The following is a 19,770-nucleotide window of genomic DNA, read 5'->3' on the forward strand; positions in this document are numbered from 1 at the left end:
CGACAGCCACCGCCCGGACGGCCTACGACACCCGGCGCACGGGTCGGCCGGACCCGGACCCGAACTCTCGTGACCGCCCCCACCGCCGCCGCCACCCCCGCCGACCGTGCCCTGCGCGGCAAGGCCGCCCGCAAACGCGTCCGCCGCTCCGCGCACGGCGCCCAGCTGCCCTCCGTCGACCGGCCCGACCCCGTCGCCGTACTGGAACGCCAGGGCCGCGACCGGATGCCGGAGCTGCTGCCGATCAGGTACGGCCGGATGGCGGCGTCCCCCTTCGCCTTCCTGCGCGGCGCCGCCGCCGTGATGGCCGCCGATCTCGCCGCCGCCCCGCACACCGGCCTCACCGTGCAGCTGTGCGGCGACGCCCACCTGCTCAACTTCGGCCTGTACGCCTCCCCGGAACGCGCCCTCCTCTTCGACCTCAACGACTTCGACGAGACGTACCGCGGCCCGTTCGAGTGGGACGTCAAACGGCTCGCCGCCTCGGTCGCCGTGGCCGCCCGCGAGATCGGCCACCCGGAGGCCGGGGTCCGCCGCGCGACGCGGGAGGCCGTGGCCGCGTACCGCATCGCCATCCGTAAGCTGGCCCGGCTCGGCGAACTCGACGTCTGGTACACGCGCATCGACGCCGACGAACTGCTGCCCCTCGTCCGTACCGCCCGTGACCGCCGCCGTGTCGAGGCCACCCTCGGCCGCGCCCGCCGCCGCACCAGCCTCCAGGCCTACGGCAAGCTCACCGACGTGGTCGACGGGCGCCGCCGGATCATCCAGGACCCGCCGCTCATCGAACCCGTGGGCAACTCCGACATGGCCTTCCTGCGCAAGATCTTCAGCGACTACCGCTCGACCCTCTCCGAGGAGCGCCGCCGCCTCCTCGACCGCTACCGCTTCGTCGACGCCGCGCACAAGGTCGTCGGCGTCGGCAGCGTCGGCCTGCGCTGCTTCATCGTGCTGCTCGCCGGACGGGACGCCGACGACCCGCTGTTCCTGCAGATCAAGGAGGCACGGCAGTCCGTACTGGAGGAGCATCTGCCCAGTGGGCCGTACGTTCACCACGGACATCGCGTCGTCGCGGGCCAGCGCGTGCTGCAGGCCGCCGGCGACATCTTCCTCGGCTGGATGTCCGGGCCGCAGGGCCGCGCCTTCTACTGGCGTCAGCTGCGCGACATGAAGGCCTCCGCGGACGTCGCCGGGATGAGACCCGAGGACCTCCGGTCCTACGCCCGCCTGTGCGGCACCGCCCTCGCCCGGGCCCACGCCCGCTCCGGCGACCGTATCGCCATCGCGGCCTACCTCGGCAACGCCGACACCTTCGACCACGCGGTCACGGGGTTCGCCCTCTCCTACGCCGACCAGACAGCCGCCGACCACGCGACGCTGGGCGCGGCCGTCGAGGCCGGGCTGATCAGGGCCACGCCCGGGATCTGACCGGCTTCCTTCCGGCACCGACGACGCCTGCCGAACTGCCGTACCGGGAAAAGAAGATGCACGCCGAGTGACCGCATCCCTACCCTGGACACGCGTAACGGAGCTGCTCACGCCGCTTTCCGCAGGGCGGGGGTCACCCTGCGGACTCGGGGCTACTCTCTACGCACCGACGGACGGTCGCCCCTCCCCAGCGCCCCGTCGAGACATCGATCACCGCTCCAGGTCCAGCACCAGATCCAGAATCAGCACCAGATCCAACCCACGCTCACGGAGGCCCGTGATGGGCACCATCGTCATGGCCGGGACTGTCGTCCTGGTGATCTTAGGATTCGGAAACCACAACTACTGGCTGGCCGCCGTCGCCGTGCTCTTCCTGTACCTGCGGTACGGCCGGGACGCCTCCGCGCCGAGCGGGGGAGCCGGGGGAGGGTCCTCGTCGGGAGGATCCATGCCGTCGGACTACCGGGCGTACCGCGACCGCCGTGACATGCAGGCCAAGTGGGAGCGCCGCTACCGCCGCGAGCGCCCGCTTGAGTCCCGTCGGCAGGAGCGGGAGAAGAGCAGCTGAGACCAGCTCCGGTGGTAGCCCGAGGGGGCGCCCACGGTCACAGGCCGGGGGCGCCCCACACCGGGAACCAGCGGTTCAGGTCCTGCTCGATCCGCAGGTCGTTCGCGAGGGCCGCCTTCACCCGCAGCTCCAGCGGGTTGTCGCGGCGTTCCGCCGTGCCGGGCAGGGGCGCGAAGGGATAGAAGGTGCCGCGCTTGTAGAGATAGACGAGGGCGAGGCGCCTGCCCTGGCGCTCGTCCTCGAACCCGGCCAGCGAGCACAGCAGCTGCGGCCCGAAGCCGTTGACCTCCATCGCGCTGTTCACCGCGTGCAGGTCGTTGACCAGCTCCGGCAGCTGGTCGGGGGTGCGCCGGGAGACCAGCCACGAGTAGCCGTAGCGGTCCCGGGCCAGCTCCACCGGCCGTCCGTCGCGCTCGGCGTCCGCGTCGAGCAGCGCCTGGACCTCGCGGTGGGTCTGCTCGAAGGCCGCGCCCTCGACCGCGGCGAAGCACACGGCGCCGTTCCCGGTCGGCCTGAACCCGGCCGCCGCCTCCAGCGTCACCGCCGCCGACGGCAGCCCGAAGAGCTGGTCGAGGTCGGGCGCGACCGGCTTCGTACGACCGAGCAGAATGTCCAGCAGCCCCATGCTCACACCCCTCCGGGAGCCGTGGTCTCGCCCAACTCGACGGAGATCCGCCCCAGTTGTTCGAGCCGCTGCTCCAGGCTCGGGTGGGTCGAGAAGAGCTGCCCGATGCTGGGCCCGCGGCCCAGTGCCGGAGTGAAGTAGAAGGCGTTGAAGGCCTGGGCCGTGCGCAGGTCCTTGGTCGGGATCCGGGCGATGTCGCCGGAGACCTTGGTGAGCGCGGAGGCCAGCACCGAGGGGCGCCCGGTGAGGAGCGCCGCGGCCCGGTCGGCGGCCAGTTCCCGGTACCGGGACAGGGCCCGGATCAGCAGGAAGCTGATCGCGTACACGGCCGCCGACACTCCCATCACGGCGGCGAAGATCACGGCGGTGTTCTGGTCCCGTCGCCCGCCGCCGAAGATCTGCGAGTAGAAGGCGAACCGCACGATCAGCCCCGCGATCACACCGAGGAACGAGGCGACCGTGATCACGGCGACGTCCTTGTGCGCCACGTGCGACAGCTCGTGCGCGAGCACCCCCTCCAGCTCGTCCGGCTCCAGCCGGCGCAGCAGCCCCGTGGTCACACAGACCACGGCATGATCGGGATTGCGCCCGGTGGCGAACGCGTTCGGCATCTCCATGTCCGACACGGCGACGACGGGCCCCGGCATATCGGCGATCGCGCACAGCCGATCGACGACCCCGTGCAGCTCGGGATACTCCTCCCGCTCCACGACCCGCCCCCGCATCGCGAACAGCGCGACCCGGTCCGAGAACCAGTACTGCGCCCCCAGCAGCCCCGCCGCCACGACCACGACGAGCACCCAGGACTTCAGCAGCACGATCAACGCGGCCACGAACGCCACGTACAACAACCCGAGCAGAAACAGAGTGACCCCCATACGGGCGGTCAACCCCCGATCACTCCGGAACCGGCTCTGCATCTCGCATCACCCCGCGCGCACTCAGGCACTCGTCCCACTGCCCAGTGTGCACCCGGTGACGCCCATGAACGGGTCGCGATCGGCCCTAGGACCAGCAAAGGCCCCGGGCCCGGCGGACGCCTAGTAGGCCCCGCGGAAGTTGATGTACCCCAGCAGAACGATCAACGCGGCGACGCAACCCAGAACGACCACCGTGGACACCCACCCCGACCGGCGCTGCCGCCGTGCCACATGATCCGGATCGGCCCGGAACGGCACCGGACCGGGCGGGTTCTCCTTCCAGCGCGCGGCGAGCATGCGCGCCCGCGCCGAGGGCTCCTTGTGCTCGGCGTTGTCCGCCCACTTGATGTCGAATTCGCGCTCGCCGTCGTCCTGTTCGGACATCCCCGTTGACCCTTCTCGAACAGCAGTACCCCTACCTTACGACGGTGCCCCGCCCCGGGGGAGGAAGTCCGCGAAGCCCGGGAGACCGCCATCAACCCGCGTCCGGCTCGTTCGGAGGCTCCTCCGTACCGCAGTCCAGCTCCCGCCGTACCCGGCGCCAGGCCCTGATGATCCGTGGCAGCCTGCCGAGTACGTCGTCGATCTGCGCCAGCAGCAGCGTGACGCACCCGAACGCGGCCAGGACGGCCAGCGTGATCTCGTCCCATCCCACGACGGACCCCCACCCTCACTGGTCGAGCAGGCCACGAGCGGCCAGCCAGTCGAGGGCGGCCACGCCCAGCCGGTCCGGCGCCTCGAGCAGCGCGGCCTCCACGGCCGCCAGGTCGGTCAGCGCCTCGGGCGCATCCGACCGGTCCAGCGGAGCGAGCCGCGCCATCGCCGTGCGCACGGTGCCGGGCCAGCGCGGCATGCCGAACTGGTCGGCGTCGAGGGCAGCGGCAGATGTGGCTCTGCGCAGCACCCCCGTCCACCAGCCCTGCTCGCGCATGACCTTCACTGTGAACCAGACCCTGTCGTCGACGTTCTCCACGAACTCCTCGGTGGGTTCTCCGCCGGCCCGCAGGGTGAAGCCCGAACCGCCCGCCCACGGCAGGTCCACGTCCGCTGCGACGGCCTGGAAGGCGAGCAGCGCCTCGGGCCCGTTCTCCCGGGCGGCGAGCAGTGCCTTGTGGGCTCTGCGGTACAGGTCGACGCTCTGCGCGAGGACCTCACCGTTGCTCGGCCCGCCGTCGGCCTCACGGATCGCCTCCAGCGGCCCGTCCCTCCAGGCGACGGAGACGAGACCGACGGCGGCCGCGCTGACGACGGATTCCATGTCGTCCGCGTCGATGCCGCAGTGCTTCAGTACGTCGACCAGGTCGGCGCTGCCGACCGAAGGTGCCGGCGGGTCGGGTGCGGCCGGGGTGGCGTCGTTCTGCCGGCGCTCGATCACGACCCCGTGCTGCGCCAGATGCTCGAAGATTGCGTCCGGCCCGCAGTCGATGTGGTCGGTGTGGTGCCGTCCGGAGCAGTCCTCGGGGCACTCCGACTCCGCGCACAGATCCGGTTCGGCGGGGGCGGCCTTGTTGATCAGGTGATGGGCGAGCCGGTTGGCGACCGCCGCGCGCGCGGAGAACATCTCCAGGTTGAGCCGGAATCCCTCGTCCTGCAATGCGTTGTCCTCGGAGCCGACGGCCCCCGGGGGTGTGGGGACGTCCTCGGGGGCCCAGGCGTACGCCGACTCCAGGGACACGTGCAGCCAGGCGAGGGGCAGCGGTGCCACCGTCGCCTCACCGGCGAGCCGGGTGACGGCCTCGGCGGCCTCGCGCACCCCCTGCACCGCGGCCAGATACCGCTCACGTTCCGCCTCCCATACGGCTGCCTCGGTCCTGGCCCGCTCGGCGTCCCGGACCAGCCGGGCATCGCGTGACCGGCGTGCCAGCCGCACCAGCCGGGTGAGACACGGGCGGCAGCCGAACAGGCCGGACGTAGGTGTCGGGCCGAGCGGAAGAGCGGCTCTGTCCTCGCCGAACGGCTCGTCGCACAGACAGCAGTCCAGGGCACCGACCTGGCGGGACGTGGGCATGGCGGGCAGGGCGGCGCGGATCGTGTCATGGGCGTAGGAAGGGATGTGCATGCGCGGCAACTCCTTGGACGAAGGCGCTCCACCAGCGCCTTCTCCATGCTCACCTCGCCCGTCGAGCGCGAGTCACCGTTTGGCGGCCGGGCCAGGGAACTTGACGAAAGCTGACTCGGCCCTGGCCTGCGGCTTCTACGGTGTTGGCGGAACTTGACACCTCTGAACAGCGAGGAATCCAGTTGGCCGCATCCGACGCCTCACCCGAACCGGCCGGTCCGCACCAGGAGTTGGTCGAAGCGCTCCAGGAATTGCACCGCGCGGCGGGTAAGCCCAGCTTCCGGAAGGTGAGCACGCGCATCCGTGACCGGGACGACCTGTTGTCGGGAGCCAGCCACGAGAGCGTGCGGGCCGCCCTCAACGGCAGCCGCGTGTCGCGCTGGGAAACCGTTCACGACATCGTCGTGACCCTGGCCCGGCTGTGCAGCCCACCTCGGGACGAGGAGTCCGAGACGGCCAGGTTCCTGCCGCTGTGGCGCGCGACCGACGAAGGGGAGTCGGGCGCGCTGAAGTCCTTCCAGGAGCTCTTCCACGGAGGTTGGGGAGGCGAGGACGGCAAGTGGAACGCGGAACTGGTCATGGGCGCACTGCTCAATCCCTTCAACGCCATCGAGATCCATCCGTCGCTTGCCGTTCCACACGAACCACTGCTGTCCGAGGACGACTGGGTCCGGCTGATGGTGATGCACGTGGAGCAGCAGGGAGCCGAGCACGCGATGCGCGTCCTTTTGCACATGTTGAAGGGCGACTACGTGGGGGCCGAGGAGGGGGCACCCTACGGCTACCGCAATCCCGACCGGGAGGCCATGGAGGCGTCCGCGGCCTTCCAGTACGGCTGCCAGGAGATTCGCCGGCGCCTGAGCCGCGAGCCCAATCTCCTCGCCGAGTCGATCCGTGCCATGCGGGCCGACGAGACCATGGACCGGGAGGACCGGGCCGAGATGCTGGAGAACGAGTCGGACCTGAGCCTGATGCGTGAGGTGATGATCGTGGCTCCGGACACCTGGGACGAAGTGTCGGAGGAGGCGCATCACATGGTCTTCGGTTACCTGATCAGATCGATCAGCCCGGTGGGCCCGCTGGGCCTTCCCGATGCCGAACGCTTCCGTATCGTCTGGCGCGTGCCGGAGCAGCCGGCCGGTGAGCCGTCTGCGCCCGCCCGGGAGCCGGGCAGGCGGATGTCGGACGAGCGACGCGCCGGATGCGGCTACGACGCCTGACAGGTCCTAGCCCCGGAGCCACCAGTCGAGGACCACGACGGCGGCAGCGCCCGCAGACCCGGCGAGACTGAGAAGGGCACGGCGTCCAACTTCCCGCCACACCGAGTGGCGCGGCGTTCGAGGGCCGGGGGCGCTGATCTTGCTCCTGCGGGACACGGGGCCTCCTGTCGAGTGCGGTGGACGCCGGTCGAAGCCGGCTGCGGTCGACTGTGGACCGAGGGGAAGAGTGGCGTCCCGGCACCCGGGCGTGCCGGGCGGACCGTTCACTATGCTGCCTGTTCAGCGCCTCGGTGCCGGGTCCTCCCGGGTCGCCCGCTTCGGGTGCCCGGGTGCGGCGGGGACGGGGGAGTGGAGGGGGCGTTCCGTGGGTTTTGCTCGTGAGGAACTGCGCAGAGCGCTGTGGGAGTTGCGCGCTACCGCAGAGAAACGCTCCGAGCGGACACAGGCGCACCTACAGCGGCAGGTGCGCCATACGCGACTGCCCGGAACGGAGCGGTTCCACGGGCAGCGGGCGAGCGAGTGGGCGGCGGCCACACCGGAGGACTTCCGGCTGCCGAAGAACGCTGATGTCCTGTTGGCGGTTGTCGCCGTGTGGTTGTCCTGGGCCGGCCAGCGAACCCTGGACGCGGACGGCCGGGTCCGGCCGGAGTGGCTGAGGCATCCGGACGGCCGGTCCTGGCGCAACCGGTACGACGCGGCCGTCGGCGAGGCGAACGAGAGCCGGCAGTCCCGGGACGGCGGAAGCGCACAGGACGCCCGTACGGACGCCGCCGTCGCCGCCTATCTCCAGAGGCTGGTCCAGACACATCGCAGCCTGAACATGGACGTCCTCGGCGAGGCCGCGAGAGCCGGCGAACAGCCGCAGATCGGTTTGCGCGAGGTGTTCGAGGCGCCACTTCTGGCCTGGGAGTGGCCGCAGCGGCACCTCTCGGAACGGCTGGTGCGCGAGCTGCTCGAACGCGGGGAGCCGGGCGAACGGGACATGCCGAAGGAGGCCACGGGGCGGCGGCACCCGCGCCCCGAACGCCCGCCGCAGCCCGTCCTGGATGTCCTGGGTTCGGAGGACGGACGCCGTCTTGTGGTACTCGGCGACCCCGGGGCCGGAAAGACGACGCTCGCCAAGTACCTTGCCCTGGCACTGGCCGAGGGGCTGGACGTGGCCCCCTACGGTCTTCGGGCGCTGCGGGGCGCGATCCCGATCGTGGTGGAGCTGCGTCGGTTCGCCGACCCGCGATGGATCGGATCAACCGTCGAGGACTACTGGGCGGAGTACAACAGCGCCGAACGCATGGGCCTGCCCCGTGAGGTGCTGGACGATCTCCTGACCAACGGGCGGCGTCCGGTGGTGATGGTCTTCGATGGCCTCGACGAGGTCTTCGACCCCGCTCGACGTGCCGACATCGCCCGGCATGTCACGGCCTTCGCCCAGAGCAACCCGCACACACGCGTCGTAGTGACCTCCCGCCTCGTCGGCTTCCGCGCGGGTGAGTTCAGCCGCGCCGACTTCCGTGTGGCCAAGTTGCAGGATCTCACCCGAGGGCAGATCGACTCCTTCATCGGCCGTTGGTATGCCGCGGCCCAACCCGACGCTCCGGCCGAGGCAGCCCGCCTCGCACGTCGCCTGACCGACGCCGTGCGTGACTTTCCATCCGTCGCCGAACTCGCCGGCAATCCACTGTTGCTGACGATCCTGGCGGCCATCGGCCTCGGAGCCTCCATCCCCCGTGATCGCAGAGACGTCTACGAACACGCTGTCACGGTTCTGGCCGGCCGTTGGGATCGCGACGCCAAGCACCTGCGCCTGCCACGACATGCGCACCCCGACGTCGCTCATGCGCTCGACGAACTCGACGGCCGGACCCTCCAGGAACTGCTGGAGTGCATCGCCGCCCGTATGCAGGAGGGCACGGGCGGGTCTGCGGCCGACGAAGGGCCGCTGATCGCCCTCGGCGATCTGGAGCGGATGATCAGGGACTTCGTCACGGAGCTGGGCTACACGCTTCCGGTCGCCCGTACCGTGGCGCGCGCGATGGTCGAACGACTCCATGAGCGCGCCTTCCTCATCCATCCGTTCGGAGCGGAGACGTACGGCTTCGTCCACCGAACGTTCCTGGAGTACCTCGCCGCACGCGACCTGTCGCACCGCTGTCGGCAGTGGGATGACGAGCGAGTGATCGACTTTCTCGCCGACAAGGCGGTCGATTCCCACTGGCGCGAAGTCATCCTGTTGTTCCTCGGCATGATCAGCCGCGATGCCGAGGCTCTGCACGCCCGGTTCATCGCGCGTCTGCTGCGGTTGCACCGGCACGTCGGCGCGGCCCCCTTGTATCGCTCCGCCGGAGACACCGAGTTCCTCGATTTCGCCCTGCAGGTCCTCGCCGAGGCGCGCCGCATCGGCCGCCCGCCCGTCGACTCAGCCCTCACGCCCCAGCGGGCCGAGTCGTCGCTCGCTGTCCAGAGCGATGCGGTCGTCGACGCTGTCACCGCGCTGCTCACCGTACTTCCCGGTGTGACGTTCCCCCGGGCGCTGGTTGCCCTTCCGACGTTCCCAAGGTCTTGGAGCGGCCGCGAGCGCTTCCGGAGCTGGTTCTTGCCGCAACTTGTCCTGAGCGGCAGTCCCCGTGCGGCCGAGCTCGCCCTGGCGATGTGCCGCGATGCGCAGGAGGCCATGGCACTGGCTCGGGTCACATGGAACGAGACGGGGGCTGTCGCCGCGCGGGTGCTGGGAAGACGATGGGCCCACGAAGCCGGGGTCAGGGAGACGGTGAACGCCCTCGCGAGTGACGAGCAAGCGGTTCCGGCCGTTCGCGCCGAAGCGCTTCGGACACTGGCGGGGCACTATGCGGGAGACCCCCGTGTTCGATCGATATTGTTCGACGCGGCTCGCGCCGCCGACCTGGAGGCACAAGTGCGGATCGCGGCCGTGAATCTGGTCGCGAAGCACTGGTCGGGGGATCCCGAGACCCGGTCCATGCTCCTCGCCGTTGCCCATGAGCAGGGCGCTCATGCGGATGCCCGCATCGCGGCGCTGAGGGCGCTCGCGCGACAGTGGCCGGAGGACTCTGAGGTTCGACGCGCTGTGCTGGGGGCGGTCGGCGATCCGGAAGCGCGTATGCGCTGGGGTGCCTGGAAGGCGCTTGCGGAGCAAGAGACGGTCGGGGAGGAGGTTCGGCCGCTGGCGCTGACGGCCTTGGGCGACGTGGACCCGTACGTCCGGCAAAGCGCGTGCAAGGTGCTGGCAGCTCGTTGGCCCCAGGAAGACGAGGTACGGAAGGCCGTATTCGCCGCAGTTCGGAAGGGCCGCAGTGACGGGCTGTTCGCGAGCCTGAGCGAGCATTGGGCCGGGGACCGCGAAGCTCGGGAGATCCTGTTCACGGCCGCGTCCAACTCCGACCTGTCCGCGGACCAAAGGCACAGTGCGCTGTGGGCACTGGCCGATCAGTGGCCCGATGACGAAGAGGTTCGGCGGCTGATGTTCGACCTCACTCGCGATTCCGACGCCCAGCTCCGCTGGCAGGTCCTCGACGTCATGCAACCTGACGAAGAGGCGCGGCGCGCGGCGCTCGCCGCCACAGGCGACGTCGCGCCCCAGGTACGTCAGGCGGCCCTCGAGATCTCCGGGTGGGAGTGGCCGGGGCATCCCGAGATTCGGCAGGCACTGCTGTCAGGCGCGAGTGACGACGACAGTGACGTCCGCTGGTTCGCCGTGGAGACCCTTGCCCAACGGTGGCCCCAGGACGAGGACGTCCGGCAGGTTCTGCTGGCTGCCGTCGGCGACGAAGACGCGTACGTCCGGACGAGGGCCCTGCTGGGGTTGGGCGAGCGTTGGCCCGAGGATCCAGAGGCACAGCGTATGGTGCTCGCGGCCACGAGCGACCCGGACTCGTATGTCCGCAGTATTGCCTTGCAGGTGTCGAGTGACCGCTGGCCGGGGGACCGCATGGTCCGCGAGATCGCGCTCAAGGCCACGCACGACGCCGCGCCGGAGGTCGTGCTGACCGCCCTGTGCGTACTGGCGCAGCGGTGGCCGGACGACCCCGAGTCGCGCTCCGCTGTGGAGCGTTGCGTAGACGGACCGGTACGGATCGACGCGTTGAGGCTGCTTGCCCTGGTGTGGCCGGGGCACGAGACGCTTCGAACCATACGGCGAGTGCGGCAGCAGTCGCCGACCGAGGCGGCGGACAGGGCGACCTCGCAGCTCGTGGCATTCGTCGCCGCAGCCTCTTCCACAGGGCCGTCCACCGGCCCCGAGTCACTTCGTTAGCCGTCGGGACCGAGCCCCGGTATGCCGGAGGGCCGGCCCCCCTGTGATGGGGTGGCCGGCCCTCGCGTACGCGTCTGTCACACGTCGAAGTACAGCTCGAACTCGTGCGGGTGCGGACGCAGCTGCAGCGGCGCGATCTCGTTCGTCCGCTTGAAGTCGATCCACGTCTCGATCAGGTCCGGCGTGAAGACGTCGCCCTGGAGGAGGAACTCGTGGTCGGCCTCGAGGGAGTCGAGGACGGCCGGGAGGGAGGTCGGGACCTGGGCGACGCCCGCGTGCTCCTCGGGAGCCAGCTCGTAGAGGTCCTTGTCGATCGGCTCGGCCGGCTCGATCTTGTTCTTGATGCCGTCCAGGCCCGCCAGCAGCAGGGCCGAGAAGGCCAGGTACGGGTTGCCGGAGGAGTCGGGCGCGCGGAACTCGACGCGCTTGGCCTTCGGGTTGGAGCCCGTGATCGGGATACGCATCGCGGCGGAGCGGTTGCGCTGCGAGTACACCAGGTTGATCGGCGCCTCGAAGCCCGGAACCAGACGGTGGTACGAGTTCACCGTCGGGTTGGTGAAGGCGAGCAGCGACGGGGCGTGCTTGAGGATGCCGCCGATGTAGTAGCGGGCGGTGTCCGACAGGCCCGCGTAACCGGCCTCGTCGTAGAAGAGCGGCGAGCCGCCCGTCCACAGCGATGAGTGGATGTGCATGCCCGAGCCGTTGTCACCGAAGATCGGCTTCGGCATGAAGGTCGCCGTCTTGCCGTTGCGCCAGGCGACGTTCTTCACGATGTACTTGAAGAGCTGAAGGTCGTCGGCGGCGGCGAGCAGCGTGTTGAACTTGTAGTTGATCTCGGCCTGGCCGGCGGTGCCCACCTCGTGGTGCTGGCGCTCGACCTTCAGGCCGGCGCGGTCCAGCTCCAGGGAGATCTCCGCACGCAGGTCGGCGAAGTGGTCGACCGGCGGGACCGGGAAGTAACCGCCCTTGTAGCGGACCTTGTAACCACGGTTGTCCTCAAGCGCACCGGTGTTCCAGGCGCCCGCCTCGGAGTCGATGTGGTAGAAGGACTCGTTCGACGTGGTGGCGAAGCGCACGCTGTCGAAGACGTAGAACTCGGCCTCCGGACCGAAGTACGCGGTGTCCGCGATACCGGTCGACGCGAGGTAGGCCTCGGCCTTCTTCGCCACGTTGCGCGGGTCACGGGAGTACTGCTCGCCCGTGATCGGGTCGTGGATGAAGAAGTTGATGTTGAGGGTCTTGTCCCGGCGGAAGGGGTCCACCCGGGCCGTCGACAGGTCGGCACGCAGCGCCATGTCGGACTCGTGGATCGCCTGGAAACCGCGGATCGACGATCCGTCGAAGGCGAGCTCCTCGTCCGGGTCGAACGCCTCGACGGGCACCGTGAAGTGCTGCATGACGCCCGGCAGGTCGCAGAACCGGACGTCGACGAACTTGACGTCCTCGTCCGCGATGAACTTCTTGGCCTCGTCGGCGTTCTGGAACATCCAGCTCCTCCTACTCCCGGGCCCGTCCGCGCCGGGATGGTAGTTCGTTCGTGCGGCCAGTGCGGTGGCACACGCCGTCTTCGACCCTAGGGACGGGTGATTTCTCGGGCGTGACCCATTTGTTTCGCACACGTTAACCGGACATCCCGTACCGCACCCCACCTGTCCGTATCGCAAAACGGGCACAGTACCGTGGACGCGTGGACAAGAGGCAAGCAATCGGATCCTGGCTCTCGGGCCCCCGCGCCGCAGCCGAGGAAGCCGGTGTCGACTTCGGATACAGGGGTCAGCAACTGGGCCTTCCGGAGGAGGGGCCGGGCTCCATCGCCCGGCCGGGACGACGGCTCGGGGCACTCGCAGTCGACTGGGGCTTCTGCCTCTTGATCGCATACGGTCTGATCACCGACGGCTACGACCAGGCGACCGGAAACTGGGCCCTGCTCGTCTTCTTCCTGATGAGCGCCCTGACCGTCGGCACCATCGGGTTCACTCCGGGTAAGCGACTCTTCGGCCTCCGCGTGGTCGTCCTCGAAACCGGCACCGTGAACCCGCTGCGCGCCCTACTGCGCACGGCCCTGCTGTGCGTCGCGATCCCCGCCCTGATCTGGGACCGCGACGGCCGCGGTCTGCACGACCGGCTGGCGGGGACCGTGGAAGTGCGCATCTAGTACGCGTAGGACGAACGCGTCCAGCACTCGTACGACGAAGGGGGCGCCCGGAGTGATCCGGGCGCCCCCTTTCTCGTACGAGGCAGGTCAGCGAGCCTTCGGCCCGCCCTTCGGCAGCTTCATGCCCTTCGGCATGGGGCCCTTCGGCAACGGCATGTTGCTCATCAGGTCGCCCATGGCCTTGAGCCGGTCGTTGGTGGCGGTCACCTGGGGGCCGGTCAGCACGCGCGGGAGCTTCAGCATGGTGGTCCGCAGCTTCTTCAGCCCGACCTGGCCCTCGCCCGTGCCCACGATCAGGTCGTGCACCGGCACGTCCGCGACGATGCGGTTCATCTTCTTCTTCTCGGCGGCCAGCAGGCTCTTCACCCGGTTCGGGTTGCCCTCGGCGACCAGCACGATGCCGGCCTTGCCGACGGCCCGGTGGACCACGTCCTGGCTGCGGTTCATCGACACCGCGGGTGTCGTCGTCCAGCCTCGGCCGATGTTGTCCAGCACGGCCGCGGCTGCGCCCGGCTGGCCCTCCATCTGCCCGAAGGCGGCCCGCTCGGCCCGGCGCCCGAACACGATCGCCGACGCGAGGAAGGCGAGCAGCAGGCCCAGGATGCCGAGATAGATGGGGTGACCGATCAAGAAACCGATCGCGAGGAAGACACCGAAGGTGACGATTCCGACAGCCGCGAGTACAAGACCGATCTTCTTGTCGGCCCTGCGGGTCATCTTGTAGGTCAGAGCGATCTGCTTGAGTCGCCCGGGGTTCGCAGCGTCCGCTGCCGTGTCCTTCCTCGCCATGCCACGCAGTCTACGTGGCCTCGGGAGCGCCGACGACGGCAGTGTCCAGGAGGGGGTCAGGGGTGGACGGAGGTGGCCTGGTCCAGGACGCGCTGGGCCTCGACCCGGTCCTTGGCGCGACGGCGGTCCTCCAGTACGGACGTCCAGGCGTTGCGACGGGCGGTGCGCTGGCCGCTGCTCATCAGCAGTGACTCGACGGCACGGAGTGCAGTGGTGAACGACGGAATGGCGGTGGCGCGAACCGGCGCGGCCTGCATGGTGGAGGTCCCCCCTCGGGATCGGCGGCTTTGGTGAGTGGTGCACGGGGTGTACAACCAGGGTCACTGATTGGTGTTACCAGGGCGTGACCGACCGGTCAAACACCAATGAAGCCTTAATGCGCGGGCCCAAACTCTTGACGCGGCCCTGATAGCGCCCCCATCTGCGGGGACGCCTCAGAGCCGCGTCAACGGGTCTTTACCGAGGGGTAGTTGCTTGTGCGCGGATTCACACGCGCGCGGTGGCACTCCGTGCCATCAGACGGCCTGCGACGCGACGTAGGCACCACGCTTCTCGACGGCCATCTGGTACAGCCGTCCGGCGCGGTACGAGGAGCGCACCAGCGGCCCGGACATCACGCCGGAGAAGCCGATCTGGTCGGCCTCGTCCTTCAGCTCCACGAACTCCTGCGGCTTGACCCAGCGCTCCACGGGGTGGTGGCGGACGCTCGGGCGCAGGTACTGCGTGATGGTGACCAGCTCGCAGCCCGCGTCGTGCAGCTGCTTGAGCGCCTCGCTGACCTCCTCGCGGGTCTCGCCCATGCCGAGGATCAGGTTGGACTTGGTCACCAGGCCGAAGTCGCGGGCCTCGGTGATGACCTTCAGGGAGCGCTCGTAACGGAAGCCGGGGCGGATGCGCTTGAAGATCCGCGGCACCGTCTCGACGTTGTGCGCGAAGACCTCGGGGCGCGACTCGAAGACCTGCTGGAGCAGCTCCGGGACGGCGTTGAAGTCGGGCGCGAGCAGCTCGACCTTGGTGTGGCCGCCCTCGCGGCCGGCGGTCTGCTGGTGGATCTGGCGCACGGTCTCGGCGTACAGCCAGGCGCCGCCGTCCTCCAGGTCATCGCGGGCGACGCCGGTGATGGTGGCGTAGTTCAGGTCCATGGTGACCACGGACTCGCCGACGCGGCGCGGCTCGTCACGGTCGAGCGCCTCGGGCTTGCCGGTGTCGATCTGGCAGAAGTCGCAGCGCCGGGTGCACTGGTCGCCACCGATGAGGAAGGTCGCCTCGCGGTCCTCCCAGCACTCGTAGATGTTGGGGCAGCCGGCTTCCTGGCAGACCGTGTGCAGGCCCTCGCTCTTCACGAGACTCTGCATCTTGGTGTACTCGGGACCCATTTTCGCCCGGGTCTTGATCCACTCGGGCTTGCGCTCGATGGGGGTCTGGGCGTTCCTGACCTCCAGGCGCAGCATCTTGCGTCCGTCCGGTGAGACTGCGGACACGTCGGCTCCCTGTGCTTCGATTCGTCGGCGTACACCAGGGTACGCCCGTGTTTACTGAGCCCTGCGGTCAGGCCAACCCTGTCGGCCGAGGGCTCATTCCCGGTCTCAGACGGCAGCCGTCTCGATCTCCCGCGGCTTCGGTTCCGCGTTCTCCAGTACGTCCCTCAGGTGCCGCTCGACGACCGGCAGCACCTCGTCGATCGTGATGTCCCGGCCGAGCTCGGCGGCCAGGGAGGCGACGCCCGCGTCCCGGATGCCGCACGGGATGATGCGGTCGAACCACTTGTTGTCCGGGTTCACGTTGAGCGCGAAGCCGTGCATCGTGACGCCCTTCGCGACCCGGATCCCGATCGCCGCGATCTTGCGGTCCTCGCGCCGCTGGCCGGCGTTGGAGGGCGCGTACTCGGGGCCGTTCAGGCGCGGGTCGAACTCGTCGTCGGTGAGCCGCGGGTCGAAGTCCAGGGCGAGACCGCCGAGGGCGGGGCGCTGCTCCACCGGGTCGCCCAGGACCCACACGCCACTCCGGCCCTCCACGCGGGTCGTCTCCAGGCCGAACTCCGCACAGGTGCGGATCAGGGCCTCCTCCAGGCGCCGTACGTGCGCCACGACGTCCACGGGACGCGGGAGCTTCTGGATCGGGTAGCCGACCAGCTGGCCCGGGCCGTGCCAGGTGATCTTGCCGCCGCGGTCCACGTCGATGACCGGCGTGCCGTCCAGGGGCCGCTCGTTGTCCGCCGTGCGCCGGCCCGCCGTGTAGACCGGGGGGTGTTCGAGCAGCAGGACCGTGTCGGGGATCTCGTCCTGGAACCGCGCCGCGTGCACCCGGCGCTGCTCGTCCCACGCCTCCTGGTACTCGACGGCGTCCGCACCGAATCCGACCCGGACGAACCGCAACTCACTCACGGCAAGCGCCTCCCTCGAAGTGCCCTGGCAGCTCGTAAGGCACAAAGCGTGCCTACGCCACTGTACGACCGGCTCGTTCGGGTGATGCCCCCCGGCCCGCGTCAGCCCAGTAGGGCAATCCTCACACGATCGGATGAATAGGCGGCGAAATGTGCGATCGACTGCTTACTCTCCGCTACATTCGCGCCGTTCGAGAGGCCAAAAGGGCAGCTCACCGGCAATCCGGGCACTCGGCCGCCGTATGGCTTTGCGAGGCCCGAAAGGCAGGAGACCGCACCGCAGATGACGGAACGACCCGCGCAGCGCACTCCCAACCGACAGCTCGCCGCGCTCATCGCAGAAGCGGGATTCTCCAACGCGGGTCTCGCCCGCCGAGTGGACCAGCTCGGCCTCGAACACGGGCTTGATCTCAGATACGACAAGACCTCGGTCACCCGCTGGCTGCGCGGGCAGCAGCCGCGCGGCACGACCCCGGCCCTCATCGCCGAGGTCTTCACCCGGCGTCTGGGGCGCCGGCTCACCGCCCAGGACCTCGGCCTCGACGCCTGCGCGCCGGTGTACGCGGGGCTGGAGTTCGCCGCGACCCCCGAGGAGGCCGTCGACATCATCAGCGGCCTGTGGCGCAAGGACTCCGGCAGCCATGCCGAGCTCCGCAAGATCGCCTTCACCCCGGCCGGCCTCGTCGTGCCCAGCCGGGACTGGCTGATCGGCCGCGCCGACGAGAAGGTCGCCCGCGGCGAGCCGCTCACCCGCATCCCGACCCAGGGCCGCCCGACCGTGCCCCGCCAGCGCGGCCAGGCCGAGCGGGGGCCCGGGCAGAAGGTCACCGGCGGCGACATCGCCGCGCTGCGCTCGGTCGGCGAGCTGTTCCGCTCCCTCGACGACAAGTACGGCGGCGGCCACGCCCGGCAGGCCCTCGTGCGCTACCTGGAGCACGAGTGCGAGCCGATGCTGCGCGGCACGTACGGCGAGCAGACCGGCCGCCAGCTGTTCGCCGCCGCCGCGGACCTGACCCGGCTCGCGGGCTGGACGTCGTACGACATCGCGGCGCACGGTCTCGCCCAGCGCTACTTCGTGCAGTCGCTGCGCCTCGCGCAGGCGGCCGGGGACCGGGCGTACGGCTCCTACGTCCTGGTCACCATGAGCCGCCAGGCCGTCTACCTCGGGCACGGCCGCGAGGCCGTCCAGCTCGCGCGGGTGGCCCAGCAGGGCGTGGGGACCAGCGCGCCGCCGGTTGTGCAGGCCCTGCTGCACGCGTGCGAGGCGCGCGGGCACGGCGTACTCGGCGAGGTGCGCGCCTGTACGGCCTCCCTCGTGCGGGCCGAACGCGCCCTCGAAGCGGGGCGCCCCGGCGATGATGTGCCGTACTGGGCGCGGTTCTTCGAAGAGGCGCAGCTCGCCGACGAGTTCGGGCACTGTCACCGGGATCTGCAGCAGTTTCGCGCGGCGGCTCAGCATGCGGAGCGGTCGTTGCAGCTGCGTGCGCCGGTGTATGCCCGGAGTCGGTTGTTCTGCCGTGTTGTCCTCGCCTCTGCGCGCCTTGGGCTCGGTGAGCTCGATCAGGCCTGTGCGCTGGGTGCGGAGGCCGCGGGTGCTGCCGCGGAGATGCGGTCGGTGCGGGCGATCGAGTACGTCAAGGATTTCGAGCGGAGGTTGGAGCCGTATCGGGATGCGGCGCCGGTGCGGGGGTATCGCGACAAGGTCGCGGCATTCGGATAGGGCAGCGCCGTAACTCCGACCGGATGTATGCCCCTTGCGGCTTCGTTGTGGCTGGTCGCGCCCACGCGGCGGAGCCGCATATCGACACAGCCCCGCGCCCCTGAAGGGGCGCGGGGCGCCCCGTCGCCTTATGCCGCCGCTCGTAACGGTTCCGCCCTGTTCAGTGAGCCCGCCGCTCCCAGGTCCGTCAGGATCGCCGACGCGGCGCGGTGGGCCGAGTGGAGGGCGCCCTGGACCGTGCTGGTGTCCCGGTGGTCGCCGCACACGTACAGGCCCGCCATCAGGCGTACGGGGCGGCGCAGGTCGTGGGGTGGGCGCATCGCCGGGACGGCCTCGGGGGTGTGGTGCACGGCGAGCGTCTCCCAGCGCGTCGTGGAGGTGCCGTAGAGGCGGGACAGGTGCATCCGTGCGGCCGTGTCGATGTCGGGCGGCGGTGTGCCCAGGACCGTCGAGGAGATCAGGGCCCGGCCCGCGGGTGCGCGGGTCGGGTCGACCTGGCTGGTCACCGCCGTGTGCGCGACCGGGCCGCCCCGGTCGGCGTCGAGCAGGAGCGAGGCGCCGGTCGCGGGCGGTTCGTCGGTCGTGTGGTGGATGACCGTCACCGGGTGGAAGTCCGGTACGCGCAGGCCCGGCAGCAGCTCGGCGGCGGTGCGCGCGTCCGTCGCCAGCAGTACGGCCCGGCACCGTATCTCGCCGTGCTCCGCCGTGGTCACCGACGTCGTGGCGACCGACGTGACCCGCACGCCGGTGTGCACGGTGCCCGTCGGCAGCGCTCGCGCCAGCAGCTCCGGTAGCGCCTCGGCGCCGCCCTCGGGCACGCACAGCCGCCCGCTCGCGAAGGCGCGCAGCGCGAGGTCCGCGCATCGGCTGGACGTCGTCAGCTCCGGGTCGCACAGCAGAGCGGCGAGCAGGGGGCGCAGGAAGCCGTCGATCGTCCGCGCGGGGAGGCCCCGCTCGGCGAGGGCCTGCGCGGCCGGCGACTCGGGGCGGGCCAGCAGCCGTTCGACGGGCGCGGAGGCGAGGCGGGCGAGCGCGGCACCGAGCCGGGCCTGGTCGACGGCGGTGCCGAGCGGGGCGCTCGCGCGCACCCTCGGCAGGGTCGTCTGCCCCGGAACGCTCCATAAGGACGTCGACCGAGGGGCGCTCGCCAGGGCGCGTACCGCGTGGAGTGCGCCCCTCGCGCGCCTCGTGCTCAGCGAGATCGGTACGGCGCCCGCGCGGTGTCGTCGTCCGTCACTGTGCAGCAGGACACCGGGCGCGAAGGGGCGCAGCGCGAGTGCGTCGAGCCCTGGTGTCAGGCGAAGTTCGGGATACGAGGTCGACAGGAGCTGGCCGATCCGGTCGAGCCGGAACCCGTCGATCTTCTCGGTCGACATTCGGCCGCCCGCGTAGGGGGCGGCCTCCAGTACCGCGGTCGTTACTCCTGCGCTGGTCAGTCGATGCGCCGCGGAGAGTCCGGCGACCCCGGCTCCCACGATGACGACGTCCGCCTGGTACGCGGGCTCAAGCACGTGCCCCTCCTCGAGGTTGCGCGGCCGGTGGAGACGTCATGCCCCCAACGGGCTCCGGAGATACCCGAGTTCGGGACGAGGTTAGGGCCGTGATCGGTCAGGAACAGTCGCGCATCGACAGAGCACGG

The 19,770-nt window shown here is 70.3% G+C and carries 17 protein-coding genes; 6 read left to right on the forward strand and 11 right to left on the reverse strand.

The window, feature by feature from the left end; all coding sequences use genetic code 11:
* Positions 1-69: 69 nt before the first annotated feature.
* Positions 70-1,428 (forward strand): DUF2252 domain-containing protein, encoded by a 1,359-nt coding sequence (locus ACIA8X_RS32980; RefSeq protein ID WP_399459825.1) that lies wholly within the window; start codon positions 70-72, stop codon positions 1,426-1,428.
* A 280-nt stretch (positions 1,429-1,708) separates the two neighbouring features.
* A complete protein-coding gene (locus ACIA8X_RS32985) occupies positions 1,709-1,996 on the forward strand; it encodes a hypothetical protein (RefSeq protein ID WP_393442222.1) in 288 nt (95 codons plus the stop codon).
* A 37-nt stretch (positions 1,997-2,033) separates the two neighbouring features.
* Here ACIA8X_RS32985 and ACIA8X_RS32990 read toward each other — a convergent pair whose 3' ends face one another.
* The 5 genes from ACIA8X_RS32990 to ACIA8X_RS33010 all read right to left on the reverse strand — a co-directional run bounded on the left by ACIA8X_RS32990 (position 2,034) and on the right by ACIA8X_RS33010 (position 5,600).
* The gene (locus ACIA8X_RS32990) at positions 2,034-2,621 is read right to left on the reverse strand and encodes a hypothetical protein (RefSeq protein WP_399459826.1); all 588 of its coding nucleotides are present in this window, start codon (positions 2,619-2,621) and stop codon (positions 2,034-2,036) included.
* A gap of 2 nt (positions 2,622-2,623) precedes the next feature.
* Positions 2,624-3,541, reverse strand: a complete 918-nt coding sequence (gene htpX / locus ACIA8X_RS32995; RefSeq protein WP_393442226.1) for a zinc metalloprotease HtpX — start codon at positions 3,539-3,541, stop codon at positions 2,624-2,626.
* Between the two features lie 120 nt (positions 3,542-3,661).
* Positions 3,662-3,925 (reverse strand): hypothetical protein, encoded by a 264-nt coding sequence (locus ACIA8X_RS33000; protein ID WP_393442228.1) that lies wholly within the window; start codon positions 3,923-3,925, stop codon positions 3,662-3,664.
* 91 nt (positions 3,926-4,016) lie between these two features.
* Positions 4,017-4,196 (reverse strand): hypothetical protein, encoded by a 180-nt coding sequence (locus tag ACIA8X_RS33005; RefSeq protein WP_399459827.1) that lies wholly within the window; start codon positions 4,194-4,196, stop codon positions 4,017-4,019.
* A 15-nt stretch (positions 4,197-4,211) separates the two neighbouring features.
* Complete coding sequence (locus ACIA8X_RS33010) at positions 4,212-5,600, reverse strand: hypothetical protein (RefSeq protein WP_399459828.1); 1,389 nt, start codon at positions 5,598-5,600, stop codon at positions 4,212-4,214.
* Between the two features lie 182 nt (positions 5,601-5,782).
* Between ACIA8X_RS33010 and ACIA8X_RS33015 the strand changes: the two genes are divergently transcribed.
* Together ACIA8X_RS33015 and ACIA8X_RS33020 are read left to right on the forward strand one after the other, a co-directional pair.
* The gene (locus ACIA8X_RS33015) at positions 5,783-6,820 is read left to right on the forward strand and encodes a hypothetical protein (protein WP_399459829.1); all 1,038 of its coding nucleotides are present in this window, start codon (positions 5,783-5,785) and stop codon (positions 6,818-6,820) included.
* Between the two features lie 820 nt (positions 6,821-7,640).
* Complete coding sequence (locus ACIA8X_RS33020; RefSeq protein ID WP_399459830.1) at positions 7,641-11,084, forward strand: HEAT repeat domain-containing protein; 3,444 nt, start codon at positions 7,641-7,643, stop codon at positions 11,082-11,084.
* Positions 11,085-11,161: 77 nt separating this feature from the next.
* Here ACIA8X_RS33020 and glnA read toward each other — a convergent pair whose 3' ends face one another.
* Positions 11,162-12,571, reverse strand: a complete 1,410-nt coding sequence (gene glnA, locus ACIA8X_RS33025) for a type I glutamate--ammonia ligase (protein ID WP_393442237.1) — start codon at positions 12,569-12,571, stop codon at positions 11,162-11,164.
* Positions 12,572-12,771: 200 nt separating this feature from the next.
* Between glnA and ACIA8X_RS33030 the strand changes: the two genes are divergently transcribed.
* Complete coding sequence (locus ACIA8X_RS33030; protein WP_393442239.1) at positions 12,772-13,239, forward strand: RDD family protein; 468 nt, start codon at positions 12,772-12,774, stop codon at positions 13,237-13,239.
* An 87-nt stretch (positions 13,240-13,326) separates the two neighbouring features.
* Here ACIA8X_RS33030 and ACIA8X_RS33035 read toward each other — a convergent pair whose 3' ends face one another.
* The 4 genes from ACIA8X_RS33035 to lipB all read right to left on the reverse strand — a co-directional run bounded on the left by ACIA8X_RS33035 (position 13,327) and on the right by lipB (position 16,412).
* Positions 13,327-14,028, reverse strand: a complete 702-nt coding sequence (locus ACIA8X_RS33035; protein WP_393442240.1) for a DUF4191 domain-containing protein — start codon at positions 14,026-14,028, stop codon at positions 13,327-13,329.
* A 56-nt stretch (positions 14,029-14,084) separates the two neighbouring features.
* On the reverse strand, positions 14,085-14,285 hold the full coding sequence (locus ACIA8X_RS33040; protein WP_093908068.1) for a hypothetical protein: 201 nt from the start codon (positions 14,283-14,285) through the stop codon (positions 14,085-14,087).
* A gap of 258 nt (positions 14,286-14,543) precedes the next feature.
* Positions 14,544-15,509, reverse strand: coding sequence for a lipoyl synthase (lipA, locus tag ACIA8X_RS33045; protein WP_093908069.1), 966 nt, complete (start codon positions 15,507-15,509; stop codon positions 14,544-14,546).
* A 105-nt stretch (positions 15,510-15,614) separates the two neighbouring features.
* Complete coding sequence (gene lipB, locus ACIA8X_RS33050) at positions 15,615-16,412, reverse strand: lipoyl(octanoyl) transferase LipB (protein WP_399459831.1); 798 nt, start codon at positions 16,410-16,412, stop codon at positions 15,615-15,617.
* A gap of 282 nt (positions 16,413-16,694) precedes the next feature.
* On the opposite strand from lipB, the gene ACIA8X_RS33055 reads away from it, so the two are divergent.
* Positions 16,695-18,131 (forward strand): regulator, encoded by a 1,437-nt coding sequence (locus ACIA8X_RS33055; RefSeq protein WP_399459832.1) that lies wholly within the window; start codon positions 16,695-16,697, stop codon positions 18,129-18,131.
* 128 nt (positions 18,132-18,259) lie between these two features.
* Here the strand turns inward: ACIA8X_RS33055 and ACIA8X_RS33060 are convergent, their stop codons facing one another.
* Positions 18,260-19,642 carry an NAD(P)/FAD-dependent oxidoreductase gene (locus ACIA8X_RS33060; protein ID WP_399459833.1) on the reverse strand — a complete coding sequence of 461 codons (1,383 nt, stop codon included), beginning with the start codon at positions 19,640-19,642 and terminating at the stop codon, positions 18,260-18,262.
* Positions 19,643-19,770 lie beyond the last annotated feature (128 nt).

This window comes from Streptomyces sp. NPDC051738 (assembly GCF_044453205.1).
GTDB lineage: Bacteria > Actinomycetota > Actinomycetes > Streptomycetales > Streptomycetaceae > Streptomyces.